Annotated in this window: 26 protein-coding genes, 2 tRNA genes, 1 other RNA gene and 1 pseudogene; 15 read left to right on the top strand and 15 right to left on the bottom strand. The window is 48.2% G+C overall.

What is annotated here, in order from left to right; genetic code table 11:
- Positions 1 to 159 precede the first annotated feature (159 nt).
- Entirely contained in the window at positions 160 to 597 is a 438-nt protein-coding gene (locus OGX66_RS22195; RefSeq protein WP_225990946.1) for a hypothetical protein, read from the top strand.
- Positions 598 to 669: 72 nt separating this feature from the next.
- Here OGX66_RS22195 and OGX66_RS22190 read toward each other — a convergent pair whose 3' ends face one another.
- Both OGX66_RS22190 and ompW read right to left on the bottom strand, forming a co-directional pair.
- Positions 670 to 1,386, bottom strand: coding sequence for a YebC/PmpR family DNA-binding transcriptional regulator (locus OGX66_RS22190; protein ID WP_003020658.1), 717 nt, complete (start codon positions 1,384 to 1,386; stop codon positions 670 to 672).
- 567 nt (positions 1,387 to 1,953) lie between these two features.
- Positions 1,954 to 2,592, bottom strand: coding sequence for an outer membrane protein OmpW (gene ompW / locus OGX66_RS22185; protein WP_003833354.1), 639 nt, complete (start codon positions 2,590 to 2,592; stop codon positions 1,954 to 1,956).
- 283 nt (positions 2,593 to 2,875) lie between these two features.
- On the opposite strand from ompW, the pseudogene OGX66_RS22180 reads away from it, so the two are divergent.
- From OGX66_RS22180 to yciA, 4 genes and pseudogenes are all read left to right on the top strand, one after another.
- Positions 2,876 to 2,962, top strand: a pseudogene (locus OGX66_RS22180) (YkgJ family cysteine cluster protein); the annotation flags it as partial.
- Positions 2,963 to 2,990: 28 nt separating this feature from the next.
- Positions 2,991 to 3,734 carry a YciC family protein gene (locus OGX66_RS22175; RefSeq protein WP_003020663.1) on the top strand — a complete coding sequence of 248 codons (744 nt, stop codon included), beginning with the start codon at positions 2,991 to 2,993 and terminating at the stop codon, positions 3,732 to 3,734.
- Between the two features lie 54 nt (positions 3,735 to 3,788).
- The gene (locus OGX66_RS22170) at positions 3,789 to 4,328 is read left to right on the top strand and encodes a septation protein A (RefSeq protein WP_003020667.1); all 540 of its coding nucleotides are present in this window, start codon (positions 3,789 to 3,791) and stop codon (positions 4,326 to 4,328) included.
- A gap of 165 nt (positions 4,329 to 4,493) precedes the next feature.
- Positions 4,494 to 4,895: an acyl-CoA thioester hydrolase YciA gene (yciA, locus tag OGX66_RS22165; RefSeq protein ID WP_003020670.1), complete on the top strand. Its 402-nt coding sequence runs from the start codon at positions 4,494 to 4,496 to the stop codon at positions 4,893 to 4,895.
- Between the two features lie 64 nt (positions 4,896 to 4,959).
- On the opposite strand, the gene tonB is transcribed toward yciA, so the two are convergent.
- Positions 4,960 to 5,688, bottom strand: coding sequence for a TonB system transport protein TonB (gene tonB, locus OGX66_RS22160; RefSeq protein WP_270921844.1), 729 nt, complete (start codon positions 5,686 to 5,688; stop codon positions 4,960 to 4,962).
- Between the two features lie 215 nt (positions 5,689 to 5,903).
- Here tonB and OGX66_RS22155 point away from each other — a divergent pair, with 215 nt between their 5' ends.
- On the top strand, positions 5,904 to 6,200 hold the full coding sequence (locus OGX66_RS22155; protein WP_003020675.1) for a YciI family protein: 297 nt from the start codon (positions 5,904 to 5,906) through the stop codon (positions 6,198 to 6,200).
- 50 nt (positions 6,201 to 6,250) lie between these two features.
- Here the strand turns inward: OGX66_RS22155 and OGX66_RS22150 are convergent, their stop codons facing one another.
- The gene (locus OGX66_RS22150) at positions 6,251 to 6,424 is read right to left on the bottom strand and encodes a YciY family protein (RefSeq protein ID WP_003020684.1); all 174 of its coding nucleotides are present in this window, start codon (positions 6,422 to 6,424) and stop codon (positions 6,251 to 6,253) included.
- A gap of 142 nt (positions 6,425 to 6,566) precedes the next feature.
- On the opposite strand from OGX66_RS22150, the gene cls reads away from it, so the two are divergent.
- Complete coding sequence (gene cls / locus OGX66_RS22145) at positions 6,567 to 8,027, top strand: cardiolipin synthase (RefSeq protein WP_003020687.1); 1,461 nt, start codon at positions 6,567 to 6,569, stop codon at positions 8,025 to 8,027.
- A 34-nt stretch (positions 8,028 to 8,061) separates the two neighbouring features.
- Positions 8,062 to 8,391 (top strand): HI1450 family dsDNA-mimic protein, encoded by a 330-nt coding sequence (locus tag OGX66_RS22140; RefSeq protein ID WP_003020691.1) that lies wholly within the window; start codon positions 8,062 to 8,064, stop codon positions 8,389 to 8,391.
- Between the two features lie 37 nt (positions 8,392 to 8,428).
- On the opposite strand, the gene OGX66_RS22135 is transcribed toward OGX66_RS22140, so the two are convergent.
- The 7 genes from OGX66_RS22135 to ychE form a co-directional block, all read right to left on the bottom strand.
- On the bottom strand, positions 8,429 to 9,265 hold the full coding sequence (locus OGX66_RS22135) for an ion transporter (protein ID WP_003020693.1): 837 nt from the start codon (positions 9,263 to 9,265) through the stop codon (positions 8,429 to 8,431).
- A 45-nt stretch (positions 9,266 to 9,310) separates the two neighbouring features.
- Positions 9,311 to 10,315: a murein tripeptide/oligopeptide ABC transporter ATP-binding protein OppF gene (oppF, locus tag OGX66_RS22130; RefSeq protein ID WP_003020696.1), complete on the bottom strand. Its 1,005-nt coding sequence runs from the start codon at positions 10,313 to 10,315 to the stop codon at positions 9,311 to 9,313.
- Positions 10,312 to 11,325, bottom strand: coding sequence for a murein tripeptide/oligopeptide ABC transporter ATP-binding protein OppD (gene oppD, locus OGX66_RS22125; RefSeq protein ID WP_003833364.1), 1,014 nt, complete (start codon positions 11,323 to 11,325; stop codon positions 10,312 to 10,314). The genes oppF and oppD overlap by 4 nt, the downstream gene beginning before the upstream one ends.
- A gap of 11 nt (positions 11,326 to 11,336) precedes the next feature.
- Positions 11,337 to 12,245: an oligopeptide ABC transporter permease OppC gene (oppC, locus tag OGX66_RS22120; protein WP_003020701.1), complete on the bottom strand. Its 909-nt coding sequence runs from the start codon at positions 12,243 to 12,245 to the stop codon at positions 11,337 to 11,339.
- 14 nt (positions 12,246 to 12,259) lie between these two features.
- Positions 12,260 to 13,180: an oligopeptide ABC transporter permease OppB gene (oppB, locus tag OGX66_RS22115; RefSeq protein ID WP_003020708.1), complete on the bottom strand. Its 921-nt coding sequence runs from the start codon at positions 13,178 to 13,180 to the stop codon at positions 12,260 to 12,262.
- A gap of 122 nt (positions 13,181 to 13,302) precedes the next feature.
- Positions 13,303 to 14,934 carry an oligopeptide ABC transporter substrate-binding protein OppA gene (oppA, locus tag OGX66_RS22110; RefSeq protein ID WP_003844005.1) on the bottom strand — a complete coding sequence of 544 codons (1,632 nt, stop codon included), beginning with the start codon at positions 14,932 to 14,934 and terminating at the stop codon, positions 13,303 to 13,305.
- Between the two features lie 771 nt (positions 14,935 to 15,705).
- Entirely contained in the window at positions 15,706 to 16,353 is a 648-nt protein-coding gene (ychE, locus tag OGX66_RS22105) for an NAAT family transporter YchE (RefSeq protein WP_003020714.1), read from the bottom strand.
- Positions 16,354 to 16,840: 487 nt separating this feature from the next.
- Here ychE and adhE point away from each other — a divergent pair, with 487 nt between their 5' ends.
- Complete coding sequence (gene adhE, locus OGX66_RS22100; RefSeq protein WP_003020717.1) at positions 16,841 to 19,519, top strand: bifunctional acetaldehyde-CoA/alcohol dehydrogenase; 2,679 nt, start codon at positions 16,841 to 16,843, stop codon at positions 19,517 to 19,519.
- Between the two features lie 237 nt (positions 19,520 to 19,756).
- On the opposite strand, the gene tdk is transcribed toward adhE, so the two are convergent.
- On the bottom strand, positions 19,757 to 20,374 hold the full coding sequence (tdk, locus tag OGX66_RS22095; protein ID WP_003020720.1) for a thymidine kinase: 618 nt from the start codon (positions 20,372 to 20,374) through the stop codon (positions 19,757 to 19,759).
- Between the two features lie 610 nt (positions 20,375 to 20,984).
- Between tdk and hns the strand changes: the two genes are divergently transcribed.
- Positions 20,985 to 21,398, top strand: coding sequence for a histone-like nucleoid-structuring protein H-NS (gene hns, locus OGX66_RS22090; protein WP_003020723.1), 414 nt, complete (start codon positions 20,985 to 20,987; stop codon positions 21,396 to 21,398).
- Positions 21,399 to 21,534: 136 nt separating this feature from the next.
- On the opposite strand, the gene galU is transcribed toward hns, so the two are convergent.
- From galU to rssA, 3 genes are all read right to left on the bottom strand, one after another.
- On the bottom strand, positions 21,535 to 22,443 hold the full coding sequence (gene galU, locus OGX66_RS22085; RefSeq protein ID WP_003020727.1) for a UTP--glucose-1-phosphate uridylyltransferase GalU: 909 nt from the start codon (positions 22,441 to 22,443) through the stop codon (positions 21,535 to 21,537).
- 204 nt (positions 22,444 to 22,647) lie between these two features.
- Positions 22,648 to 23,661, bottom strand: a complete 1,014-nt coding sequence (gene rssB / locus OGX66_RS22080) for a two-component system response regulator RssB (protein ID WP_003841305.1) — start codon at positions 23,659 to 23,661, stop codon at positions 22,648 to 22,650.
- A gap of 90 nt (positions 23,662 to 23,751) precedes the next feature.
- Entirely contained in the window at positions 23,752 to 24,663 is a 912-nt protein-coding gene (gene rssA, locus OGX66_RS22075; protein WP_003020732.1) for a patatin-like phospholipase RssA, read from the bottom strand.
- 111 nt (positions 24,664 to 24,774) lie between these two features.
- Between rssA and OGX66_RS22070 the strand changes: the two genes are divergently transcribed.
- The 5 genes from OGX66_RS22070 (at position 24,775) to OGX66_RS22050 (ending at position 26,660) form a co-directional block, all read left to right on the top strand.
- Entirely contained in the window at positions 24,775 to 25,230 is a 456-nt protein-coding gene (locus OGX66_RS22070; protein ID WP_060854809.1) for a YchJ family protein, read from the top strand.
- Between the two features lie 55 nt (positions 25,231 to 25,285).
- On the top strand, positions 25,286 to 26,128 hold the full coding sequence (gene purU, locus OGX66_RS22065; RefSeq protein WP_003020737.1) for a formyltetrahydrofolate deformylase: 843 nt from the start codon (positions 25,286 to 25,288) through the stop codon (positions 26,126 to 26,128).
- 156 nt (positions 26,129 to 26,284) lie between these two features.
- Positions 26,285 to 26,369 (top strand) — tRNA-Tyr (locus OGX66_RS22060).
- A 44-nt stretch (positions 26,370 to 26,413) separates the two neighbouring features.
- Positions 26,414 to 26,545: non-coding RNA, RtT sRNA (locus OGX66_RS22055), on the top strand.
- A gap of 36 nt (positions 26,546 to 26,581) precedes the next feature.
- Positions 26,582 to 26,660 (top strand) — tRNA-Tyr (locus tag OGX66_RS22050).

Below are 26,660 nucleotides of genomic sequence, written 5' to 3'. Positions count from 1 at the left end.
GAATTTTTCCTGGCTGCTAACCACGGGCAGGTATGCCCGGAATCTATACAGTTCAGTCGTTTTGGTTGTGCAACCATTAATGAAGTTGACTTCAAAAAGTCCCTTGCGAGACACTGAAGGAAAGCATGCCAAATATGGGTGAACTTGTTGAGACATCTGTTGATTAAATTAGTTATGTTAAGCGTTGGATTTTTAAGCGCTGGGGACATACTGGCAAATACTCCGGAACAGGTAATCACCGCTTTCCAGAGGGATTATAAATATTGGAATGACCAGTCATTTCAGAGAAATCAGAACTACGAAAAGCAAGAAGTTATGCTCCTGGCCCAGAAGGGTTGGAATGAGCTTTTGAATAAATATACAAAACCTGGTTTTCAGGGCGAGCCTATAGCTTTTGGTTCTGAGTCTAGTCATGATCCTGAGCAAGAGAACATCATATCGGTTCATATTTCTGAAAAAGTAGCGACCGTGACGACCAGATTATCGAGGCAGTATTATTCACCTGTTTATGAATATCAATTGTCCAAAGAGAATGATACCTGGTACCTATCTCAGATATTTTTAGTTGATGATGATGGAAAATATCCGAGTTTGTAATAAATAGTGCACTCATTACAACTTTATGAGTTAAAAAAATCTGCCATAATGACAGATTTCTTTAATCTATCATTAGAGATTTGCAACGTTATGATATACTTTTTGAACATCATCGTCATCTTCAAGAGCATCAACAAGCCCTGCAAAGACTTCTAAATCTTCTGGTGAAAGTTCAATTTCTGATTGAGCAATCATCTCTAATTCTGTAGTTGAGAACTCAGTAATTCCTGCTGCTTTTAGAGCTGCAATGCCTTTATGAAGATCTGTAGATTCAGTATAAATAACGATGTTTCCTTCTTCCTCGGTTACATCACGAACATCTACTTCAGCATTAAGCAGAATTTCAAAAATATGGTCAGGGTCTGTCCCTTCAAATACAATTACTCCGGTATTGTCAAACATATAGCTGACAGAACCCGCCGCTCCGATATTCCCGCCTTTTTTATTAAAAATTGAGCGGACATTAGCAATCGTACGGTTAACGTTTGAAGTCAATGTTTCAGCGATAATCAGTGAGCCACTGGGACCAAAGCCTTCATAACGCCCTTGCACGAACGTTTCATCGCTGCCGCCTTTGGCTTTATCAATGGCTTTATCAATAACGTGTTTTGGAACCTGAGCTTGTTTCGCACGTTCAATAACGAATTTTAAAGATGTATTTAATTCTGGGTCTGGTTCGCCTTGTTTAGCAGCAGCATAAATTTCTACACCGAATTTTGCATATACATTAGACGTTGCACCGTCTTTAGCTGTTTTTTTAGCAACAATATTTGCCCACTTACGTCCCACTGGAATGATCTCCTCGAAAATTCATTTACATTATTGAATGGTAAATAATCTGCCATCACATTATATCATGATGTATAAACCTTAGTCCATGAAAAATAAAATATCCAAATTTTACGATATGTTACTTTAATTTTATCAATAGTTAACATTTTGGATAAGTTATCCCCTGATTATCTGCAGGTTCTTTTTTGTACGTAATAAATGAGCCGCAGTAATAATGCATAAGAGAATAGAAACAAAAGCGATATTCCAGATAAACACACTGGCTATTAAAGTTACCGCGGTACTGCTTAAAGAGAGCGCTACAAGTCATCTTGCACTGCGCCTTATTTGATAGTGTGTTCGTTTAGTACCGGGACAAGATACTTAGCCTATATTTACTCCACCACTCCAACAAAGGGAAATGCTAAATGGGTGGAGCGGTACAACCAGCATCTCTGACTGATGTATTCAGAAGCACACGTGACTCAGTTGACTACGGCTGGTCAAAATAACGATACGCGTGGAAAAGAATGGAAAAACTGGTCATTTGATGACCAGTTTTGCAGAGGAGTTTTGCAGAAGAACTTAAAAACGATAACCCGCAGAGAACATAAACACCCACGGATCGAGGCGTACACTGTCGCGCTGCTGGACGCCACCCATTTTATAGCTTGCGGTGGTGTCGATATCCATGTACCAGACCGACATGTTAATCAGCCAGTCGCGGTTAATCAGATAGTCCATACCGACTTGCCCTGCTGCACCCCAGGAATCTTTCAGACTCAGGTCCGATAATCCTGTTTCTTTACCGTTATCGTTAAAGCCTTCATCGAAGAAGGTCGTGTAGTTCACACCAACACCTACGTACGGACGCAGTTTACTGCTGGAGTCACCGAAGTACCACTGTGCCATTAACGTCGGCGGCAAATGATGTACGGTGGCAATATCACCCGTTGCTGCAGTACCAATTTTATGGCGGAACGGTGTAGCCGCCAGTAATTCAACACCGATATTGTCGGTTGCCATGTAGGTAAATGTCAGACCCAACTGCGTGTTATTGCTGACATCAAAGCCACCTAAGCTGCCCAGCGTACCACCTGCACCTTCCGTCGGTCTGACGGTGGCAGAACCTGCACGAATAAAGAACTCTCCAGCTTCATGCGCAAATGCGTTACCAGAGAGAAGAGTTGTTAAAGCCAATGCTGCAACTGTTAATTTTTTCATGTCCGCTCCATCGTTATGGTTATAAAAGCGGAATGAATATACCTACTTTGGAGTAATAAATGATCTAACATGGATCACATTGACTTTGATAATTTAACATTTATTGATCCAGATTAAGTTAGAACTTGCATTCAAAATCCTGGTTAAATTAATTCAGATCAATTTTGATATATTTTCAATGTGCAAGTACCTCCAGCTCATTGCTGATGGGTGATGGTTATCTGCACGCTATGCGCAGATAACAAACAGCGTTCATGCACGACGCTGAAGTCATAGCCAAAAATTACCGCAGCTTTACAAAGATATGCTTTTCCATACATCGCGCGATGCTGCCACTGTAGAGTTATCCAGGGTACAATTGCCCGCAAATGAACACCTGCAAAACTCAAGGAGAGTGCATGTCTATCACGGCGAAATCCGTTTACCGTGACACGGGAAACTTTTTCCGTAATCAATTCATTACCATCTTGCTGGTATCGTTGTTGTGCGCGTTTATCACAGTGGTGTTAGGGCATGCCTTTTCCCCCACTGACGCACAAATTGCGCAACTCAGTGAAGGCGATCAGTTAACCAGCAGCGTGGGGTTGTTCGATCTGGTGCAAAACATGACCCCGGAGCAACAGCAAATTTTGCTACGCGCTTCCGCGGCGTCTACGTTTTCTGGTCTGATTGGTAATGCCATCCTTGCCGGTGGGGTCATCCTGATGATTCAGCTGATTTCAGCAGGTCATCGGGTCAGCGCATTACGTGCCATCGGCGCCAGTGCGCCAGTGTTGCCAAAGCTGTTTATTCTGATTTTTTTGACTACTCTGCTGGTGCAAATCGGTATTATGCTGGTTGTTGTTCCCGGTATTCTGCTGGCCATCCTGCTGGCACTCGCACCTGTGATGTTGGTACAGGACAAAATGGGTGTCTTTGCCGCGATGCGCAACAGTATGCGTCTGGCGTGGTCGAATATGCGACTGGTTGCGCCGGCAGTAATCGGTTGGTTGCTGGCAAAAACGCTGCTGTTGCTTTTTGCGCCAAGTTTTGCAGTACTTACGCCGAATGTAGGCGCGGTATTGGCGAATACGCTGAGCAATATGATCTCCGCGGTGTTGCTGATCTATTTGTTCCGCCTGTACATGCTGATTCGCCAATAAACCCTGAACGCATTCCGGGCTTGTACCCGGTGCTTTTGATGACGGAATCGAAGAATGAAGCAGTTTCTTGATTTTTTACCGCTGGTTGTCTTTTTTGCTTTTTATAAGCTTTACGACATCTATGCGGCGACCTCGGCGCTGATTGTCGCGACGGCTGTAGTGTTGATTTACAGCTGGGTTCGCTATCGCAAGGTCGAGAAGATGGCGTTAATCACCTTTGTCCTGGTGGCCGTATTTGGTGGCCTGACTATTTTTTTCCACAACGATGAATTCATTAAGTGGAAAGTAACGGTGATTTACGGGCTGTTTGCTGGTGCATTGCTGGTAAGCCAGTGGGTGATGAAAAAGCCGCTGATCCAGCGCATGTTAGGTAAAGAACTGACCCTGCCGCAGCCAGTGTGGTCGAAACTAAATTTAGCCTGGGCAGTCTTTTTCATCCTGTGTGGTCTGGCGAATATCTATATTGCATTTTGGCTACCGCAGAATATTTGGGTCAACTTCAAAGTGTTCGGCCTGACCGCCCTGACTTTATTCTTTACGCTGCTGAGTGGAGTCTATATTTACCGTCATCTGCCGCAAGAAGATAAATCGTAATACATGCTCGCCAGATCTGCGGATCTGGCGAATTTTTATCCCCTCGCGTTCCATAGAGCTGACAACCTGACTTACATCTGCTCTGCATGCCGCATCCCCTCTGTTCTCGACGCACAAATTCTAGTAGCATCGCGCCTGTAATCTTTCTCTATAGTCGGTTCTACAATGACAACAACGAATAACACTCCCCAGGGTGAACTGGTTTTACGCACTCTGGCCATGCCTGCCGATACCAACGCGAACGGTGATATTTTTGGCGGCTGGCTGATGTCACAAATGGATATAGGTGGCGCGATTCAGGCCAAAGAGATCGCACATGGTCGTGTGGTAACGGTGCGGGTTGAAGGAATGAGCTTTTTGCGCCCGGTCGCCGTAGGTGATGTAGTGTGTTGCTATGCTCGCTGTGTGAAACGCGGGACAACCTCAATCAGCATCAATATTGAAGTTTGGGTGAAGAAAGTCGCTTCTGAACCTATTGGCCAGCGTTATAAGGCCACCGAAGCTCTGTTTATCTACGTTGCCGTTGATAAAGACGGGAAACCGCGTCCAATCCCCACGTTGGCCTGATAGCACACGCCAGTAATGCTATCCGGCAATCATCACTCTTGATCATTGCCGGACGGCCTGATGCTTACTCGATCTGCGTTGTGCCGTTTAATTTGAAAACAATATTCACCACGAGTCCGGAACCGGGTTTACCTGCTTCATAACGCCATCTACGCATCGCGTTTTTCACTTCACGCTCAAACATATTGGCAGGCTGTGCAGACAGGATCTCCACATTTTCAACCCGACCATCCGGCGTTACATTAAATTTGACCTTTACCCGCCCTTCAATGCGTAGCGCCTGAGCTCGCGCCGGATACTGAGGCTGATTACGGCTTAAAGCGCGTGGGCCCGATGGCGCACTGACCACCGGTTTGCTGGTAGTTGCCGGCGCGGTATTGGTCATTGTGCGCGTAGGTGCCGTATTTTCCAGCGGGGAGGCCGGCCGCGGTTCTGCTGGTTTAACATCGCGTTTCGGCTGCTCTTCCACCTTTTTCACCGGTTTTGGCTTCGGTTTAGGCTTGGGCTTCGGTTTTTCAATCACCACCGGCGCCTCTTTTGGTGGCTCTGGAATCGGCTCTGGTTCCGGTTCAGGCTCGACAACGGGTTCCGGCGGCGGCTGAACGGCCTGAGGTGGTTCGAGATCGGCAGGCGCGACCATCGTGACAGAGATCGGCTGCGCTGGCGCAGGCAGTTCAATAACCTGATGTACCGAGGTATACAGCAAACCAGCCACCACGGCACCATGAATGCCGACAGACAGTAACGTTGGCCAGGGAAAGCTACGAGGTAAATCAAGGGTCATTGAAGTCATAATCGTTTCAGTAAAAAAACCAGGCCCTGATTTTAAATGCAAATAGCAATCATATTCAATAAGCCCATGGCGGTAACTGACATTTAGAACGCGATTTTATGATAAAAAACCACTTTCAGAGTATGGCCTTAACATATCAGTTATCTTTCCGTTGCAGTTGTTAGGCCTTTCCAATAACGTTATTAACGACTTTTACCGTTCAAGGAGTTCTACCCGTGCTGTATGTTATTTACGCCCAAGATATCGCAGACTCTCTCGAAAAACGTCTTTCCGTGCGCCCTGCTCATCTGGCTCGCCTGCAACTCCTTCATGACGAAGGTCGTTTGCTCACGGCGGGCCCCATGCCAGCGGTCGATAGTAACGATCCCGGTGCAGCGGGTTTTACCGGCTCAACGGTGATTGCCGAATTTGAATCTTTGGAGGCGGCACAGGCGTGGGCGGAAGCCGATCCGTATGTTGCAGCGGGCGTTTATGCTCAGGTTTCAGTAAAACCTTACAAAAAAGTATTTTAAAAACAGAACAAAAACAGACATTGGGCACCGCCAGCGGTGCCCTTTTGGGATCAGATGCTGTGGATCGCAAACAGCAACGAGTTGCGTTGATGGTTGAGAATGCACTTTCTGATAGTGTGGATACGCATATTACGACGCGATTGTCCTTCAAGCCAACGTGCTTTACGGCGGCTAGCCTGACGCAGCATCCGCCAGCGTCCCACTTCCGTTCTACTACGCTTCATGTTTACTACTCTTTCAGTCACTGAGTGGCCATTATAACGCCACACCGAATGCAGACCAGCGGTTTTCCCGTGTTTTTATTTGCCAGATTAATCCTGATGCGTAAACTCTTAACAATACGCTTTCAAAAGGATTTTTAAATTTATGACAACCTTCTACACCGTGGTGAGTTGGCTGGTCATTCTGGGTTACTGGGTACTCATTGCTGGCGTAACATTACGCATTCTAATGAAACGACGCGCAGTGCCCTCCGCAATGGCCTGGCTTTTGATCATCTATATTCTGCCATTGGTAGGGATCATTGCTTATCTGTCCTTCGGTGAGCTCCACCTGGGTAAACGCCGCGCCGAACGCGCCCGGGCAATGTGGCCGTCAACGGCCAAGTGGCTGAACGATCTTAAAGCCTGTAAGCATATTTTTGCGCAGGAAAACAGCAGCGTCGCCTCCTCCTTATTTAAACTGTGCGAGCGTCGTCAAGGAATCGCCGGCGTTAAGGGAAATCAGCTGCAGCTGCTCACCAGTTCAGATGACGTGATGCAGGCATTAATCCGTGATATTCAGCTGGCGCGCCACAACATAGAGATGGTGTTCTACATCTGGCAGCCGGGTGGTATGGCCGATCAGGTAGCCGAGTCGTTAATGGCTGCCGCGAGGCGTGGCATTCACTGTCGCCTGATGCTGGACTCCGCCGGCAGCGTGGCGTTCTTCCGCAGCCCTTGGGCGGCGATGATGCGTAACGCAGGTATCGAGGTTGTAGAAGCGCTGAAGGTGAACCTGATGCGTGTATTTTTACGCCGTATGGACCTGCGTCAGCACCGCAAAATGATCATGATCGACAACTACATTGCGTATACCGGCAGCATGAACATGGTCGATCCGCGCTTCTTCAAACAAGATGCAGGCGTTGGGCAATGGGTTGATTTAATGGCAAGAATGGAAGGCCCGGTAGCCACCGCTATGGGCATCGTCTATTCTTGCGACTGGGAAATTGAGACCGGAAAGCGCATTTTGCCCCCGCCACCGGACGTCAATATCATGCCGTTTGAGCAGGCCAGCGGGCACACCATTCACACAATTGCCTCGGGTCCTGGTTTCCCAGAAGACTTGATTCATCAGGCGCTATTAACCGCAGCTTATTCAGCGCGCGAATATTTAATTATGACCACGCCTTACTTTGTTCCCAGCGACGATTTGCTGCATGCAATTTGTACGGCAGCACAGCGTGGGGTCGACGTCAGTATCATTCTTCCGCGTAAGAATGATTCCCTGCTGGTTGGCTGGGCAAGCCGGGCCTTTTTCACTGAGTTGCTGGCAGCTGGCGTTAAAATTTATCAGTTCGAAGGCGGCCTGCTGCATACCAAGAGCGTACTGGTCGATGGCGAGCTGAGCCTGGTCGGTACCGTTAACCTGGATATGCGCAGTCTGTGGCTCAATTTTGAAATCACGCTGGTCATTGACGATGCTGGATTCGGCGGCGATCTCGCCGCCGTGCAGGATGATTATATTTCGCGTTCCCGCCTGCTTGATGCCCGTTTGTGGGTAAAACGACCACTCTGGCAGCGGATAGCAGAGCGACTGTTTTACTTCTTTAGTCCGTTGCTGTAAAACGTGCCCATCAGACAGTAAACAGGTAGTCATTATGGATATGGATTTGAACAATCGCCTGACCGAAGACGAAACGCTTGAGCAGGCTTACGACATTTTTCTCGAACTGGCTGCGGATAACCTCGATCCGGCAGATATCATTCTGTTCAATTTGCAGTTTGAAGAACGCGGCGGTGCCGAGTTATTCGATCCGGCAGAAGACTGGCAGGAGCATGTTGATTTTGACCTGAACCCTGATTTCTTTGCCGAAGTGGTGATTGGTCTGGCAGATACAGAAGACGGCGAGATTAACGATATTTTTGCGCGCGTTTTATTATGTCGCGAAAAAGATCATAAGCTCTGCCATATTCTCTGGCGCGAATAATCAAACAAAAAAGCTGCTCTCGCAGCTTTTTTTATTTTTAGCCCGGTAGTTTGCTTCCGCAACGGTTACAAAACTGCGCGCTATGTTCGTGCTGCGCCTGCTGACACTGGGGACATTTTCGTTGGTGCCCGCGATGCTGGAACGCACTGCTCATGTGCGTGGTAATCAATCCCGTCGGTATCGCAATCACCGAGTAGCCAATCAGGATAAGCACGGACGCCACCATGCGCCCCAACGGGGTGTGCGGTGTGATATCGCCATAGCCGACGGTGGTTACAGTAACAATCGCCCAATACACCGACGCATTCAGCGTAGTAAATCCATATTTTGGCCCTTCAATCAGATACATCATCGCACCAAAAACCACCATCAGAATGGCGATAAAGGAATAGAACAACATCAGCTGATGTCGGGCACTTTTTAACGCATTCCAGAACACCCGTAGAGAAGGCATAAAGCGCAACAGCTTGAGAATACGCAGTACGCGCAGGACACGCATCGCCCGCCAGGCGAAAACATAACTCAGACTGATTTCCGGCCATAGCCACATCACATACAGCGGCAGGATGGTGGCAAGGTCAACTATCCCCCAGAAACTAAACACATATTTGGCGGGATTGGCCCAACAGCATAAGCGCAGAAGATATTCGAGAGTAAAGACCAGAGTAATAAAGATCTCCAGCCAGACAAAAACGCGCCATTCCTCAAATGTTAAATGGTATTGCGTCCCTACTCCGGACTCAATGAAGATAACAATAACGCTGAGCAAGGCGAATAGCGCGCACATACCTTCAAAGCGACGCCCTGAACGGGTGTTTAAATCGAATAATTTGCGAAAGAGCGCGCGGCGGACAGAAGAGACTAAACCTGGCACAGATACCTCACCAAAAAAAGGGCTGACTTTTGTCAGCCCTCGGAATTATAGCGGGTCTACTTTCAGGCAGGAAACTGCGTGTCGGAAACTTCCTTCGAGAACCGGGCGCGTTTTTGCGCATTCCGGCCCTGCAATCGGGCAGCGCGTACGGAACACGCAACCGGAAGGAGGGTTAATCGGGGACGGTAACTCGCCTTCCAGCAACTGGATAACCTTGTTCCTTTCCTGATCCGGATCGGGGATCGGCACCGCAGACATCAGCGCTTTGGTATAAGGATGCAGCGGGTTATGGTACACCTCGTCATAGGTCCCTAATTCCACCGCATGTCCGAGATACATAACCAGCACACGGTCGGAGATATGTTTAACCACCGCGAGGTCGTGGGCAATGAAGATTAACGATAATCCCATTTCTCGCTGAAGTTGTTGCAGCAGGTTAACCACCTGGGCCTGGATTGACACGTCCAGCGCCGAAACGGGTTCATCGCAGATAATCAACTTCGGTTCTAGGATCAGCGCGCGGGCAATACCAATACGCTGACACTGGCCACCTGAAAACTCATGTGGGTAGCGGTTAATCAGGTTGGGCAGTAATCCTACCTTCATCATCATCGCTTTCACACGATCGCGGACTTCCTGACCAGGAAGATTCGGATGATAAGTACGCAGCGGTTCGGCAATGATTTCACCAATGGTCATGCGCGGGTTTAACGATGCCAGCGGATCCTGGAAAATCATCTGGATATCACTGCGTACTTCCCGCCACTCATCGGGTTTCATGCCGAGTAAATCTTTACCCAGCCAGGCAACCTTTCCATCGGTGGCCTTCACCAGGCCGATAATCGCACGGGCAAAGGTCGATTTCCCGCAGCCTGATTCACCGACCACGCCCAGGGTTTCGCCCTCATACAGTCGCAGGGTTACGCCATCAACTGCCTTAAGGGTTTTAGATGGTTGCCAGAACCACTGTTTGCCATCTTTAATATCGAAATGGACTTTAAGGTCAGCAATCTCAAGGAGCACTTTACGTTGTTCGGTTACCGCATTCATACCAGTTCCTCCACCGGCTTAAAGCAGGCGCGCAAACGGCCTGGACTAAATTCCTCCAGTGGTGGAGCACTGCTACAGATTTCCATCGCATGCGGGCAACGCGGCTGGAATGGACAGCCTTTTGGCAGACGCAGCAGGTTCGGTGGGTTGCCCGGGATCGTGAGCATCTCTTCCCCTTCTGCATCCAGACGAGGTACGGCATTCAGCAAACCAATCGAATACGGATGAACGGGCTTATAAAAGACATCCCGCGCACTGCCGTATTCCATCGTACGACCGGCGTACATCACCAGAACTTTATCGCAAATACCGGCAACAACCCCCAGATCGTGGGTGATCATGATAATCGCGGTGTTGAATTCGCTTTTCAGTTCATTCAGCAGCGTCATGATTTGCGCCTGTACCGTCACATCGAGCGCAGTGGTCGGTTCATCGGCTATCAGTAATTTGGGCCTGCACAGCAACGCCATAGCGATCATAACGCGCTGACGCATACCACCGGAGAATTCATGCGGATACATTTTCATGCGCTTACGCGCTTCCGGCATTTTCACCGCATCCAGCATTCTGACCGACTCTTCAAAAGCTTCCGCTTTGCTCATGCCTTTATGCAGCATCAGAACTTCCATCAACTGCTCCCCGACCCGCATGTACGGATTGAGAGACGTCATCGGGTCCTGGAAAATCATCGAGATCTGCTCGGCGCGCAGTTTGTTCAGTTCACGTTCCGGTAAGTTCAGAATTTCACGTCCGTTGAACGTAGCGGAGCCCCCGATACGACCATTAGCCGCCAGCAGGCCCATCAGGGCAAAGGCCGTTTGCGATTTACCTGAGCCGGATTCTCCGACAATACCCAGCGTTTCTCCAGCTCGCAGAGAAAAGTTTAAATCGTTGACCGCAGTTACATCGCCGTCGGGGGTAGCGAACGTCACACGCAAATCTTTTACGTTCAGCAGTGCGTTAGCCTGTTGTTGCGCGAGCGGCGCGGTTGAGGTTTCAATTACGCTCATGGCTGCACTCCTTAACGGTCTTTCGGGTCGAGGGCATCACGCAAGCCATCGCCAATAAAGTTAAAACAGAACAAAGTGACCACCAGGAAACCTGCCGGAAACAGCAGCAGCCATGGTGAGACTTCCATTGAGTTGGCACCATCACTGAGCAGAGCGCCCCAGCTACTTAACGGCTCCTGCGTACCTAATCCCAAAAAGCTCAGGAAGGATTCAAACAGGATCATGCTCGGCACCAGCAATGAAGCGTATACCACCACCACACCCAGCACGTTCGGCACAATATGGCGGATAACGATACGCACGGTAGACACCCCACCCACTTGCGCCGCTTCAATAAACTCTTTGCGCTTGAGGCTCAGCGTTTGTCCACGCACGATACGCGCCATATCCAGCCAGGAGACCATCCCGATAGCGACAAAAATCAGCAGGATATTTTGCCCAAAGAAGGTGACCAGCAGGATCACGAAGAACATGAACGGGAAGGAGTTGAGAATTTCCAGCAGACGCATCATCACCGAGTCGATTTTTCCGCCGAGGTAGCCCGACAGAGAACCGTACAGTGTACCGACAACCACCGCGACCAACGCCGCCGCAATGCCGACCATTAGCGAGATGCGCCCGCCAATCGCCACGCGTACCAACAGGTCACGTCCCGACGAGTCAGTACCGAAATAGTGGCCTGATTCCGTATCCGGCGCGCTGGACATCATGCCCCAGTCAGTATCGAAGTAGGTAAACTGCGACAGCATCGGCGCGAGCGTCACGAACAGCGCAATAATTACCAGCACCACCAGGCTTGCTACCGCAGCTCGGTTATGCATAAAGCGTCGACGCGCGTCCTGCCACAGGCTGCGGCCTTCGACCTCCAGCTTTTCACTGAAATTCTCCAGCGCTTCGCTGTTTTTCTTACTTAACATCATAGCGAGCTCCAGTATCAGTAACGAATTTTCGGGTCGATAACGGCATAAAGCACATCGACAATCGCGTTAAACACGATGGTCAGAGTACCCACCAGTATGGTCAGACTCAGAACCAGCGAATAGTCGCGGTTTAACGCGCCATTGACGAACAACTGACCAATGCCAGGTAAACCATAGATGGTTTCAATAACCATCGAACCAGTGATAATGCCGACAAATGCCGGTCCCATATAGGACAGCACTGGCAACAGCGCAGGTTTTAACGCATGGCGGAAAATAATCCGCCGCATCGGCAGCCCTTTGGCGCGCGCGGTACGAATAAAGTTAGAGTGCAGCACTTCAATCATCGAACCGCGAGTAATACGAGCGATACTGGCGATGTAGGCCAGTGACAAGGCCACCATTGGCAGGATCATAAATTTCAACGCCCCACCGTTCCAGCCCCCGCCGGGCAGCCATTTCAAAGTTATGGCAAATATCATGACCAATAAGGGAGCGACCACGAAACTGGGGATAACTACCCCAGTCATTGCCACCCCCATCACCGTGTAATCCCAACGTGTATTTTGCTTCAGCGCGGCTATCACCCCGGCGCTAACGCCGACGAGTACCGCCAGAATAAAGGCTGCCGCACCCAGCTTCGCAGAAACCGGAAAACTCGAAGCAACGAGGTCGTTAACCGTGTAGTCTTTATATTTAAAGGATGGTCCAAAATCGCCATGCGCCAGCTGTTTCAGATAGCTGAAATACTGCGTCGAGATAGGATCGTTAAGATGATATTTCGCTTCAATATTCGCCAGCACCTCTGGCGGTAACGCGCGTTCCCCGGTGAATGGGCTTCCGGGCGCAAGGCGCATCATAAAGAATGAAATCGTAATAAGAATAAACAGCGTCGGAATCGCTTCCAGACAGCGACGTAATATGAATTTTAACATTGCCCGTACCTTCTGGCGTGTGCCTTTATACCTCTTTAACCCCGACGTTCAGGTAAAGCGGTATTAATAGTTCGAAGAAAAAAGACACTGTGGGGCAAAAATGATTGCCCCACGTCTTGCCATTAATGCTTGATAATATACAAGTCTTTAACGTGGATATTATCCATCGGGTCTTTACCGGAGTATCCGCCAACCCATGGTTTCACCAGGCGGGCATTGACATAGTAATAAACCGGTACAATCGCAGAATCTTTATCCAGCTGCTGTTCCGCTTTCGAATACAGTTCGCTGCGCTGCGCTTCATCCGTCACTTTCAGCGTATCCGCAATCAGCTTATCAAATGCCGGGCTCTTATAGTGGACGGTATTATTGGAGCTGTCGGACAGCACCATATTCAGGAAGGACGTCGGTTCGTTATAGTCCGCACACCAGCCCGCACGTGAAACATCATAGTTGCCCTGATGGCGCGTATCGAGGAACGTTTTCCATTCCTGGTTTTCCAGCTTCACATTAGCACCCAGATTTTTCTTCCAGATAGATGCCGCGGCAATAGCCAGCTTCTTATGCAGATCTGAAGTGTTATACAGCAGGTCAAAGGTCAGCGGTTTCTCAGCGGTATATCCGGCCTCAGCCAGCAGTTTCTTCGCTTCTTCATTACGTTTTTCCTGAGACCACTTGAACCACTCTGGCTCAACCAGTTTCGCGCCATCGGTGTATGGAGGAGTAAAGCTATACGCCGGCAGGTCACCCTGGTTTTTCACTTTATTGACGATAATGTCACGATCCAACGCCAGCTTCAGGGCGGTACGAACACGAACATCGTTGAACGGTGCTTTCTGGTTGTTGATTTCGTAATAATAGGTGCACAGATACGGGTCAACGTGGACTTCGTTCGGGATCTCTTTTTTCAGTTTCTGGAATAACTCAATCGGCATGTTGTTATAGGTCATGTCGATTTCACCGCTGCGATAGCGGTTAACGTCAGTCACTTCAGAAGAAATAGGCAGGTAGGTTACCTGGTTAATAACCGTTTTGGCGTTGTCCCAATAGTTGGTATTACGCTCAAGCACAATGCGCTCGTTCACAACCCAGTCTTTCAGTTTATACGCACCGTTAGTAATGATGTTAGCGGGCTGGGTCCACTTCTCGCCGAATTTTTCAACAGCAGCTCTAGGAACCGGTGAAACGGAAGAGTGCACAAGCAGTTTGTAGAAATAAGGAACAGGTTCGCTGAGGGTGACTTCAAAAGTATGATCGTCGAGAGCTTTTACACCGAGATCGGTGATCGGTTTTTTACCGGCGATAATATCATCAATATTGACGATATGACCGTACTGCAAATAACTGGCGTACGGTGATGCAGTATTTGGATTAGCCAAACGTTGCCAGCTATACACGAAATCTTGCGCGGTAACAGGCGTGCCGTCAGACCACTTAGCATCTTTACGCAGATGGAATGTCCAGACTTTAAAATCTTTATTTTCCCATTTTTCAGCCACGCCAGGCGATGGTTTGCCATCGACATCACTGATTAATAAACCTTCAAACAGGTCACGGTTAATGTTGGATTCAGGTACACCTTCGATTTTGTGGGGATCGAGTGACTGCACTTCCGAACCGTTATTACGCACCAGAGTCTGCTTTTCAGCAAGCTGCACACCCGCTGGCACTACTGCCGCCGTGGCAACATTTCCAGCGACTAGCGCAGTTAAGATCCCCGCAGCTACTAAACTTTTTTTAGTGATGTTAGTCATTGTGTTGTACTCCCTCATTATTATGGCTGGTTTTTTAACCAGACTGTTAATCCTGTCAGGATCACTGTACGGCACCGGAGATTTTCTGCCGTCAGGTCGTTTTTTGTTTTACTGCTTGCTATCACCGACTTTATTTATTCTGGCGGTTCGTATGACTGCCTTACGTCGATTATCTACGTGCCTCCCCTGCCGGAAACACGCTATTACCCTGTTGAGAGAAACTAACTGCAAATGATTCTCATCAACGTGAATTCTTCTGCATAATACCTGGCCGGAAAGTATCAAATGCGTTTCTTAACCGCCAATACATTTTACAAATTTGTTAACCAATTCTCTTTTATTGGAAATAAATCTCACAAAGAAAGTCTTACGAATGAAGGTTTTCTATAATAAACCCATGAAAAACAATAAATTACATCAAGCCAGGTGTTAACTACCCTGTCAGGTGTCAACACCACGTCAAAATGCACATAAATTTAACAATTGGTTATTAATTAGCACATTCAACTGAAAAAAACGCTGAAATAACTAATAACATTTCGATAATCCTACAGCAAGCCCCAGAGTATGATGTTAATTAAATAACAGCGATATCAGGCTCTCTCTGGCAGATGGATGAGTGTTACATTCATAAAATCAATGAATAAACAAATGAATAACCATCAGCATTTTTTATTATCACTATGCTGATTTTCAACTTTAGTGAGAAGTTTTACTGATAATGAAAGGAAACGGAGCCGGGACCGACTCCGTTTGTACAGAAGAGAGATATCAGGCCAGCAAACCTGGGAAAATGGATTTGATACCTGTAACAATGAATTCGATACCCAAGGCCATTAACAGTAGCCCCATAATACGCGTAATGACGTTGATGCCAGTTTGTCCCAACAGTCGTACCAGCCATGGCGCCATGCGAAACAGCCCCCAGCAGCACAGGGCAAACAGCGCAATCGCGACAAAAAAGCCAAACAGGTTAATCGCACTGTGATATCGCGTACCCCAAACAATAGTTGAGCTTATCGCCCCCGGTCCAGCCATCAACGGCAATGCCAACGGTACAACGCCGATACTCTCACGGATTGCGGTTTCTGATTTTTCCTGTTTGTTTTGTTTATCTTCCCCTAGTTTTCCGCTAATCATTGACATCGCGATAGTCACAACCAGAATGCCGCCGGCAATCCTGAACGAATCTATTGAGATACCGAAAAGTTGCAGAATACCATCACCAAGAAACAGCGAAGTCCACAGAATGATAGCGACTGACAGGTTTGCCGTAAGGTTGGTTTTGTTTCGCGCTGCAGCAGTTTGATAACTGGTCATACTGATAAAGACAGGGATGATCCCTACCGGGTTGACCAACGCAAATAACCCAATGAAAAATTTAAAATAGACAGGAAAATCAAATAGCGTTTGGATCACGGTTAGCTCCGAAGCGTTAGCCGGATAAAATGAGTCATAAAAATTGATAAAATCCGCGCTGAAGATACGCCTTTTGTCAGCATACTTCACCTTCTATCTTCGTATATCTACGTAAATACGCTACCAATACTCAGTGTTATTAATATGTATTAATTATGCTAACGTTATTAGCATTCATTACGTCAATTTATTAACACTTGACGAGAAACGCTAAAAGGGCCTGCTGAAAGGTGTCAGCTTTGCGAATTTTTGATCCAGATCACGCAATTACTACTCAGAAGTGAGTAATCTTGCTTACGCCACCTGGAGGTAACGCGTTAGAGTTAACTGGCACTAGCGTATAAGCTCTTTTAGTAAATCAAAGTAAAGTGGACGTTAATTAACCGTTTGATTTTCAGACCGTTACACAAATTTTCGTCGGTCTGTCTATACTCTCGTATCGAGCAGATGATTTACTAAAAAAGTTTAACATTATCAGGAGAGCATCATGGCTGTTACTAATGTCGCTGAACTTAACGCACTTGTAGAGCGCGTAAAAAAAGCCCAGCGTGAATATGCCAGTTTCACTCAAGAACAGGTTGACAAAATCTTCCGCGCCGCCGCTCTGGCTGCCGCAGACGCTCGAATCCCTCTCGCGAAAATGGCCGTTGCCGAATCCGGCATGGGTATTGTCGAAGATAAAGTGATCAAAAACCACTTTGCTTCTGAATACATTTACAACGCTTACAAAGATGAAAAAACCTGTGGTGTGCTGTCTGAAGACGACACTTTCGGTACCATTACCATTGCGGAACCAATTGGTATCATCTGCGGTATCGTTCCAACCACTAACCCAACTTCTACTGCGATCTTCAAATCACTGATCAGCCTGAAGACCCGTAACGCCATCATCTTCTCTCCGCATCCGCGTGCAAAAGATGCAACTAACAAAGCAGCAGACATCGTTCTGCAAGCAGCAATCGCTGCTGGCGCACCGAAAGATCTGATCGGCTGGATCGATCAACCTTCCGTTGAACTGTCTAATGCGCTGATGCACCACCCGGACATCAACCTGATCCTTGCGACCGGTGGTCCAGGCATGGTTAAAGCGGCATACAGCTCCGGTAAACCGGCTATCGGCGTAGGCGCAGGTAACACCCCTGTTGTTATCGACGAAACCGCTGATATCAAACGTGCTGTTGCATCTGTTCTGATGTCTAAAACCTTCGATAACGGCGTAATCTGTGCTTCTGAGCAGTCTGTCGTCGTGGTTGACTCTGTATATGATGCAGTACGTGAGCGTTTTGCGACTCACGGCGGCTACATGCTGCAGGGCAAAGAGTTGAAAGCAGTCCAGGACGTTATCCTGAAAAATGGCGCGCTGAACGCAGCTATCGTTGGTCAGCCGGCATACAAGATTGCTGAACTGGCAGGCTTCTCCGTACCAGAAACCACTAAGATTCTGATCGGTGAAGTGACGGTTGTCGATGAAAGCGAACCGTTTGCTCATGAAAAACTGTCTCCGACGCTGGCAATGTACCGTGCGAAGGACTTCGAAGACGCAGTCATTAAAGCTGAAAAACTGGTTGCGATGGGCGGTATCGGTCATACCTCTTGCCTGTACACTGACCAGGACAACCAGCCAGAACGTGTTGCTTACTTCGGCCAGATGATGAAAACCGCACGTATCCTGATTAACACCCCAGCTTCTCAGGGTGGTATCGGTGACCTGTACAACTTCAAACTCGCACCTTCCCTGACTCTGGGTTGTGGTTCCTGGGGTGGTAACTCCATCTCTGAAAACGTTGGTCCTAAGCACCTGATCAACAAGAAAACCGTTGCTAAGCGAGCTGAAAACATGTTGTGGCACAAACTTCCGAAATCTATCTACTTCCGTCGTGGCTCTCTGCCAATCGCACTGGATGAAGTGATTACCGATGGTCACAAACGTGCGCTGATCGTGACCGACCGCTTCCTGTTCAACAACGGTTATGCAGACCAGATCACCTCCGTTCTGAAAGCTGCTGGCGTTGAAACCGAAGTGTTCTTTGAAGTTGAAGCTGACCCGACTCTGACCGTCGTTCGCAAAGGTGCTGAGCTGGCTAACTCCTTCAAACCAGACGTAATCATCGCGTTGGGCGGCGGTTCCCCGATGGACGCCGCGAAAATCATGTGGGTTATGTACGAGCACCCGGAAACTCACTTCGAAGAACTGGCGCTGCGCTTTATGGACATCCGTAAACGTATCTACAAGTTCCCGAAAATGGGTGTGAAAGCGAAGATGGTCGCCGTCACCACCACTTCCGGTACCGGCTCTGAAGTGACTCCGTTTGCGGTTGTTACTGACGATGCAACTGGGCAGAAATACCCGCTGGCAGACTATGCGCTGACTCCGGATATGGCGATTGTTGACGCCAACCTGGTGATGGATATGCCGAAGTCCCTGTGTGCGTTCGGTGGTCTCGATGCCGTCACTCACGCTCTGGAAGCTTACGTTTCCGTACTGGCTTCTGAGTTCTCCGACGGTCAGGCTCTGCAAGCGCTGAAACTGCTGAAAGAAAACCTGCCGGCGTCCTACCATGAAGGTTCTAAGAACCCGGTAGCACGTGAGCGTGTACACAGTGCAGCAACCATCGCCGGTATCGCGTTTGCTAACGCCTTCCTGGGTGTATGTCACTCAATGGCGCACAAACTGGGTTCTCAGTTCCACATTCCTCACGGTCTGGCGAACGCCCTGCTGATCAGCAACGTTATTCGTTATAACGCGAACGACAACCCGACTAAACAGACTGCATTCAGCCAGTACGACCGTCCGCAGGCACGCCGTCGCTACGCTGAAATCGCAGACCATCTGGGTCTGAGCGCACCGGGCGACCGTACTGCCGCGAAAATCCAGAAACTGCTGGGCTGGCTGGAAGAAATCAAAGCTGAGCTGGGTATTCCTAAGTCTATCCGTGAAGCTGGCGTTCAGGAAGCTGACTTCCTGGCACACGTGGACAAACTGTCTGAAGATGCGTTTGATGACCAGTGTACTGGTGCAAACCCACGTTACCCGCTGATTGCTGAACTGAAACAGATCCTGCTGGATACATACTACGGTCGTGAGTACAGCGAAGGCCAGACCACCGCTAAGACTGAAGCAGTAGCTGCACCGAAAGCAGAAAAGAAAGCGAAGAAATCCGCTTAATTTTCTCAGATAAGTTTTAGTTTCACCATAAACGGTCCCAGTTGGGACCGTTTTTTTTCGTCTTGTGTTATGAAAATTGAGTGATCCCCAATTTAACCATGTGAATAGAATGGCACGGTAAGAGATGTATTCAGGAAGATGTGAGAATAGCCGTCAGAAGAGAGTCTGACAGGGTAGAGAACATTGACGAATGTCCCGGCCTACCCTGTATTTATAAGCGCTCAGAAGCCTGCAGGGTTAATCGTGGCTGTGTCGTTCTTGTATCGCCGTCAGAGAGCCCTCAGACTGCGCCTGTTTGTAGTGTTTACGGCATACCGACACATAGCGTTCATTCCCGCCAATAACCACCTGCTCGCCCTCGTTATAGGGCCTTCCAGACTGATCAAGACGTAAAACCATGCTGGCCTTACGCCCACAGAAACAAATGGTTTTTAATTCAACGAGCTTATCAGACCACGCAAGCAGGTATTCGCTGCCGCCAAATAATTCACCACGGAAATCTGTGCGTAAGCCATAGCACAACACGGGAATATCCAGCCGATCGACAACTTCAGATAATTCATAAACCTGTTGTCGAGTCAGAAACTGTGACTCATCAACCAGTACACAGTGAATTCTTTGCTGCTCATTTTCAGCACGAATCTCTTCGTACAATGATGAATTTTGGTTAAACAATTTTGCAGGCGACGACAGACCTATACGTGAACTTACTTTTCCAGCACCAAAACGGTCATCAATTTCCGCTGTATATACAACAGCACGCATCCCACGTTCCTGATAATTGTACGAAGATTGCAGCAATGCAGTCGACTTACCGGCATTCATTGCAGAATAGTAAAAATATAGCTGTGCCATTGACCGAAGGCCCTCACATGGGGAAATAAATATGCGCGGGATTGTATCATATTTCACGAAAGTGTCGGTGTAGCGTTGCGCCCAAAGGCGTATAAATGCGCGGGCAAGCCCGCTCAGTGCCGCCTGAATTTCAGTAGCAGGTTGTGAGAGAGCATACAACCATCGACCATACAGCCCAAGCTCGGACGCGTATATACACTCTCTTTCACAAATAGTGCTCATGAAATTTATCAATGTCACTTATCATCATACGGCAATAAAGAAACCCTTCCCATATTGTTATTGAATCTACCCACTCTCACCATGTATTAGCGAATTCACGTAAGCAAAACTAATACAAAAGGTTGAAATCACTGCAAAGAGATACTATTTGTACGCCATAAAATGTGACCTGAATCTTGAATTTCTACTCTCAACCGCTGAGAAGCCCCCTCACCAATAAGCCTTTTTTATGCCCAACATCATGGGGAATTTAAGACAGGAGAATTAATTCTGTTACTAAATAAAGCGCAATTTTGAATTCCTTACATTCCTGGCTATTGCACAACTGAATTTATCGCTCTATTATTAGCTCAACAAACCACCCCAATATAAGTTTGAGATTACTACAATGAGCGAAGCACTTAAAATTCTGAACAACATCCGTACTCTTCGTGCGCAGGCAAGAGAATGCACTCTGGAAACGCTTGAGGAAATGCTGGAAAAATTAGAAGTTGTAGTTAGCGAGCGTCGCGAAGAAGAAAGCGCTGCTGCGGCTGAAGTTGAAGAACGCACTCGTAAACTGCAACAATATCGTGAAATGCTGATCGCTGACGGCATTGATCCGAACGAACTGCTGAATAGCATGGCTGCTGTTAAATCTGGCACCAAAGCTAAACGCGCTGCACGTCCGGCTAAATATAGCTATGTTGACGAAAACGGTGAAACTAAAACCTGGACTGGTCAGGGTCGTACACCGGCAGTGATCAAAAAAGCGATGGAAGAGCAAGGTAAACAACTGGACGATTTCCTGATCAAGGAATAATTCAGAAATACTTTGCTTAAAATCCCGCCATTGGCGGGATTTTTTTTACTGGTACTTCGCTCAGCCCTACCCGCATTAGGTATAAAAAAACGGCGCTGTTAATACAGCGCCGTTCTGACCAGATAATACCAGAAGGTCACTTCTTAATACCCATCTCGTCTTCCAGCCAGGCTTTAAATTCAGCGCCGAGAGTATTATGGCGGATACCATATTCGACGAACGCCTGCATATAGCCCAGTTTATTACCACAGTCATGGCTTTTGCCCTTCATGTGATAAGCTTCAACCGTCTCTTTTTCAATCAGCATATCGATTGCATCTGTCAGCTGAATTTCATCACCCGCTCCCGGAGGGGTTTTAGCCAGCAGAGGCCAGATATCGGCACTAAGAACGTAACGACCCACAACGGCCAGATTAGAAGGCGCTACATCAGCTTTTGGTTTTTCAACCACGCCAACCATCGGGACGCTTTCGCCCGGGGATAATTCAACGCCTTTACAATCAACAACACCATAAGCCGTAACATCTTCTACCGGTTCAACCATAATCTGGCTGCTACCTGTTTCATCAAAACGATGAATCATTTCGGCAAGGTTGTCGCGGGATAAATCAGATTCGTATTCGTCAAGAATTACGTCCGGCAGGATTACAGCAACCGGTTCATCGCCAACCACAGGGTGCGCGCACAATACTGCGTGTCCCAGACCTTTTGCCAGACCCTGACGCACCTGCATAATAGTCACATGCGGCGGGCAAATAGATTGCACTTCTTCCAGAAGCTGACGTTTTACACGTTTTTCCAGCATCGCTTCAAGTTCAAAGCTTGTATCGAAGTGGTTTTCAATAGAATTTTTAGACGAGTGAGTTACAAGTACAATTTCAGTGATGCCCGCAGCAATACATTCGTTTACGACGTACTGAATTAATGGCTTATCAACCAACGGTAGCATCTCTTTCGGGATTGCTTTCGTAGCCGGTAACATCCTGGTTCCTAATCCCGCAACTGGGATAACGGCTTTTTTGACTTTTGAATTAAGGGCAGCCATTTAAAACTCTCCTGGACTGTTCATGTATTGAACGTGTTCATCATTCTGTATCGCATCCGAGTATATCAGTACAGCGACAAACTTCTGGTCTGAAAAGGACGCGCGTCGGTATAATTAAGATAAATACGAATAAATCTGGCGCTGATAGTAGCACTCACAACACGGGGAGGGTGAACCAATTTCATTTGCACGCCTCTCAATTGTTCATTCCGCAGACAACATCAAGCGCAGGCGCCCCCCCGCCCCCCATATTTGGCATTGCCATGACTCACAATGTTGGCTCAACTGATTAAGATACGTATTACCTAAGGTACCCAGCGGAACGCCATTGCTGATTTGCACTTGGTGGGAACCTGTATTTAATGTCGCATTCAGCCCTGCAGATACCAGAATCAGATTTTTTAATCCGCTGTGGTAATACCCCACCAGCAAGGGAAACTGCCCTGGTAAATTTGCTTGCCGCAACAAATGATTTACCTGTTTCAATAACGTACCTAACTCCGGCAACCGCTGATTTTGTTGTGTCAGTTGCTCCTGCAGTAGACCATTAAATAGCGCCCGCAATAATAATGCAGCCAAAACACCATTATCCCCTGCCCGCGTCACATCAAGGCAATAGAATGCAAGGTCATGATCCGACAGCGGCGCAATATCCAGCACCAGCCCCGGTTGGTCAGCTACTACCAATTGTCGATAGTTAATGCGGCAGTGCGAAATCACTTGCGACACTGGAGGCTGTAATTCTTTTAGCAGCTTCGCGGCGGCGGCAGGATCGTCCACCATCGCATCCCAGTCGCGAAACAGCCGCTCTTCTTCTTCTACGCGTGAATTAAACATGTTGGGATAAAGACATGCAAAGACGGTTTCTCTCAAGCGATTAAGGTCTTTCACCGGCTTCAATAGGACATCATCCACCCCGAGTCGTAGCGCTTTGGCTATGTCGGACATGTTTTCCGTCGCAGAAATCACCAGTATCGGGGTCTGATCGCCACGATTGCGTAGATACTCAACCAGTTTGAGGCCGTTCATTCTTGGCATAGCCAGATCGCAAATCATCAGATCTGGCGTGAAGTGTCCAAGTAGTTCAAGTGCTTCAAGCCCGTCGCCAGCCACCGCCGTTGTCGCTCCCAAAGAGGAAAACCATGAGTCCATGAGTGAGCGAAATACCGGCTCATCCTCAACGATAAGAATCTGTTTTCCGACCAATGGCTGCGTCATATTCTCCCCCCTGACTGGCTTTAATAAATAGTGGCATGCTATTGCCACTCACGCCTGTCAGAATTAGCTTAAGTGTTGATAAAAAATGCGTTAGACGTTGGTTTTCACCAGGGGTAGAAGTTCATCCATTTTCTTCTCGACCGCCAACTGCCCGGCAGCAATTGCTGCACTGGCGCGGTGAAAATCCAGCGTGGATATTTGTGGACAAAACGGCTGAATCAGTATGTCTGGAGGGTCGCCGGCCATGCGGTTACGTTTCAGACGATTTTCCAGAACCTGAATAGACGTCGTCATGATCTCCATCGCTGTCGGTGCCGTGACCGCACGTCTGGCCGTAATGTTGCTCAATCGCTCTTTCAGACGGGCATGCCATGAAAGCTCGTCAGCATCATTACCCGATTCGGCATCGCTATTGACGTTGAAGGAGAGTAAATCTTGTTGCATGAGATGTGCATCGTGTTGCAGGTCGACCGCGATAACAATATCGGCCCCCAACGCACGAGTCAGGGATACAGGGACGGGATTCACCACCGCGCCATCGACCAGCCAGTAACCATTATGCGCCACGGGAGACATCAGACCAGGAATACTACAGGAGGCTCGGACAGCCAGATGCAAATCACCTTCGGTAAACCACAGCTCCCGCCCCGTACTCAGATTAGTAGCAACTGTTGCGAAACGGCGTGTGCATTGCTCAATTGCTTCTACCGGCATAACATTACGGTACTGATTGAATACCCGTTCACCGCGCAGTAAACCTCCCCTGCGCCACGAGAGATCCATCAGCCGTAAAACATCCCAATAGCTGAAAGAACATACCCACTTTTCAAGAGCAGGTAACTTATTGCAGGCGTAGGCAGCGCCAACCAGCGAACCGATGGAGCACCCTGCCACGATATCAACATCGATGCCCATATGCTTAAGGGCTTTAATAACCCCAATATGCGACCAACCCCGCGCCGCGCCGGAACCTAGCGCCAGCCCAATTTTTATTTTTCTCATTATACGTACAAACTTCCCCTGGCTTGCAGACGTAGCAACATCGCTACCGCTCAGTTAACATAGTGCCACTCTGGCGTTTTTACGCCGTTTTTATATTCCAGGGAGTACTTTGTGTCTCAGCTTTGTCCCTGTGGTAGCGCTGTCGAGTATAGCCTATGTTGCTACCGTTATGTTTCCGGCGCGCAAGTAGCACCTACGCCGTCACACCTCATGCGCTCTCGTTACTGTGCTTTTGTGATGAAAGACGCAGATTACCTGATCAAAACCTGGCATCCAGATTGTCATGCGGCCTCGTTTCGCGACGACATTATCGCAGGATTTAATCATACTGAATGGCTTGGGCTGACCGTTTTTGAACAAGAGACGGCAGACACAGAAGATATCGGCTATGTCAGTTTCGTCGCACGGTTTTCTGAACAAGGTAAAACAGGTGCAATTATCGAGCGCTCTCGTTTTTTAAAAGAAAACGGTCAGTGGTACTATATAGACGGTACACGCCCTCAAATTGGACGAAACGATACCTGCCCTTGTGGCTCCGGTAAAAAATTTAAAAAGTGCTGCGGCTAATCAACGCCCGACAGTATCAATTTTGCAAACATTCTCAACAGGATCACCGCTGCAAATGCATTCATTACAAAGAAAAGTGCTGCGTACTATTTGCCCAGACCAAAAAGGTCTGATCGCACGCATTACGAATATCTGTTACAAGCATGAACTGAACATCGTGCAGAACAATGAGTTTGTGGACCACCGCACCGGACGCTTTTTTATGCGCACCGAACTGGAGGGCATTTTTAACGACGTCACGCTGCTTGCCGATCTGGACAGCGCCTTACCTGAAGGCTCAATTCGTGAATTAACCCCAGCAGGCCGCCGCCGCATCGTCATTTTGGTCACTAAGGAAGCGCATTGCCTGGGCGATCTGTTAATGAAGGCCAATTATGGCGGGCTGGATGTTGAAATCGCCGCGGTGATCGGCAATCACGAGACGTTGCGTCCTCTGGTTGAACGGTTTGATATTCCGTTTGAGCTGGTCAGCCATGAAGGTTTAACACGTGACGAACATGATCAGAAAATGGCTGACGCTATCGACGCCCACCAGCCGGACTATGTCGTGCTGGCTAAATACATGCGCGTTCTGACCCCAACATTTGTTTCACGCTTCCCAAATAAAATTATCAATATTCACCATTCATTCCTGCCAGCATTCATTGGTGCTCGCCCGTACCATCAAGCTTATGAGCGCGGCGTGAAAATCATCGGCGCGACGGCCCACTACGTAAATGATAACCTTGATGAAGGCCCAATCATTATGCAGGACGTGATCCATGTTGATCACACCTACACTGCCGAAGATATGATGCGTGCGGGTCGCGACGTTGAAAAAAATGTTTTAAGCCGTGCGCTGTATCAGGTTCTGGCTCAGCGCGTCTTTGTTTACGGTAACCGAACGATTATTCTGTAATCGATTGATAAGTTAATTGGTTACCTTTACATCTTTGCGTGTAAAAATCAGGCAACCAGTTCTTTTTTATCAACGGAATGCTTTACAGGGGCGCATCATTTGATATGATGCGCCCCGCTTCCAACAGAAGCAGGCCAGTAATTAGCATTACCCCGTGGTGGGGTTCCCGAGCGGCCAAAGGGAGCAGACTGTAAATCTGCCGTCATCGACTTCGAAGGTTCGAATCCTTCCCCCACCACCATTTTTTACTACAGCGATGTAGTTATCCCGGCGAGCAATACAGAAGTTTGCACTTGTCGGGGAAGGGTGAGAACCTTCGATTAAGGTTCGACTCGAGCGAAAGCGAGAGAACGTTGCCAACGGCAACGGCCCGAAGGGTGAGGAGCGAAGCGACGAATAATCCTTCCCCCACCACCATTCATTCTTTTAGACTCACAAAATTAGTATACCCCTGGTGGGGTTCCCGAGCGGCCAAAGGGAGCAGACTGTAAATCTGCCGTCATCGACTTCGAAGGTTCGAATCCTTCCCCCA

This window comes from Citrobacter sp. Cf072, from assembly GCF_030334485.1.
Lineage (GTDB): Bacteria > Pseudomonadota > Gammaproteobacteria > Enterobacterales > Enterobacteriaceae > Citrobacter > Citrobacter freundii.
This window is presented reverse-complemented; position numbering and strand designations above follow the sequence as displayed.

Coding starts and splice junctions, on each gene's coding strand:
- ompW (WP_003833354.1), bottom strand. CDS start 2,592: ATGAAAAAATTAACAGTTGCAGCATTGGCTTTAACAACTCTTCTCTCT.
- OGX66_RS22175 (WP_003020663.1), top strand. CDS start 2,991: ATGTCTATCACGGCGAAATCCGTTTACCGTGACACGGGAAACTTTTTC.
- OGX66_RS22170 (WP_003020667.1), top strand. CDS start 3,789: ATGAAGCAGTTTCTTGATTTTTTACCGCTGGTTGTCTTTTTTGCTTTT.
- yciA (WP_003020670.1), top strand. CDS start 4,494: ATGACAACAACGAATAACACTCCCCAGGGTGAACTGGTTTTACGCACT.
- tonB (WP_270921844.1), bottom strand. CDS start 5,688: ATGACTTCAATGACCCTTGATTTACCTCGTAGCTTTCCCTGGCCAACG.
- OGX66_RS22150 (WP_003020684.1), bottom strand. CDS start 6,424: ATGAAGCGTAGTAGAACGGAAGTGGGACGCTGGCGGATGCTGCGTCAG.
- cls (WP_003020687.1), top strand. CDS start 6,567: ATGACAACCTTCTACACCGTGGTGAGTTGGCTGGTCATTCTGGGTTAC.
- OGX66_RS22140 (WP_003020691.1), top strand. CDS start 8,062: ATGGATATGGATTTGAACAATCGCCTGACCGAAGACGAAACGCTTGAG.
- oppF (WP_003020696.1), bottom strand. CDS start 10,315: ATGAATGCGGTAACCGAACAACGTAAAGTGCTCCTTGAGATTGCTGAC.
- oppD (WP_003833364.1), bottom strand. CDS start 11,325: ATGAGCGTAATTGAAACCTCAACCGCGCCGCTCGCGCAACAACAGGCT.
- oppC (WP_003020701.1), bottom strand. CDS start 12,245: ATGATGTTAAGTAAGAAAAACAGCGAAGCGCTGGAGAATTTCAGTGAA.
- oppB (WP_003020708.1), bottom strand. CDS start 13,180: ATGTTAAAATTCATATTACGTCGCTGTCTGGAAGCGATTCCGACGCTG.
- oppA (WP_003844005.1), bottom strand. CDS start 14,934: ATGACTAACATCACTAAAAAAAGTTTAGTAGCTGCGGGGATCTTAACT.
- adhE (WP_003020717.1), top strand. CDS start 16,841: ATGGCTGTTACTAATGTCGCTGAACTTAACGCACTTGTAGAGCGCGTA.
- tdk (WP_003020720.1), bottom strand. CDS start 20,374: ATGGCACAGCTATATTTTTACTATTCTGCAATGAATGCCGGTAAGTCG.
- hns (WP_003020723.1), top strand. CDS start 20,985: ATGAGCGAAGCACTTAAAATTCTGAACAACATCCGTACTCTTCGTGCG.
- galU (WP_003020727.1), bottom strand. CDS start 22,443: ATGGCTGCCCTTAATTCAAAAGTCAAAAAAGCCGTTATCCCAGTTGCG.
- rssB (WP_003841305.1), bottom strand. CDS start 23,661: ATGACGCAGCCATTGGTCGGAAAACAGATTCTTATCGTTGAGGATGAG.
- rssA (WP_003020732.1), bottom strand. CDS start 24,663: ATGAGAAAAATAAAAATTGGGCTGGCGCTAGGTTCCGGCGCGGCGCGG.
- purU (WP_003020737.1), top strand. CDS start 25,286: ATGCATTCATTACAAAGAAAAGTGCTGCGTACTATTTGCCCAGACCAA.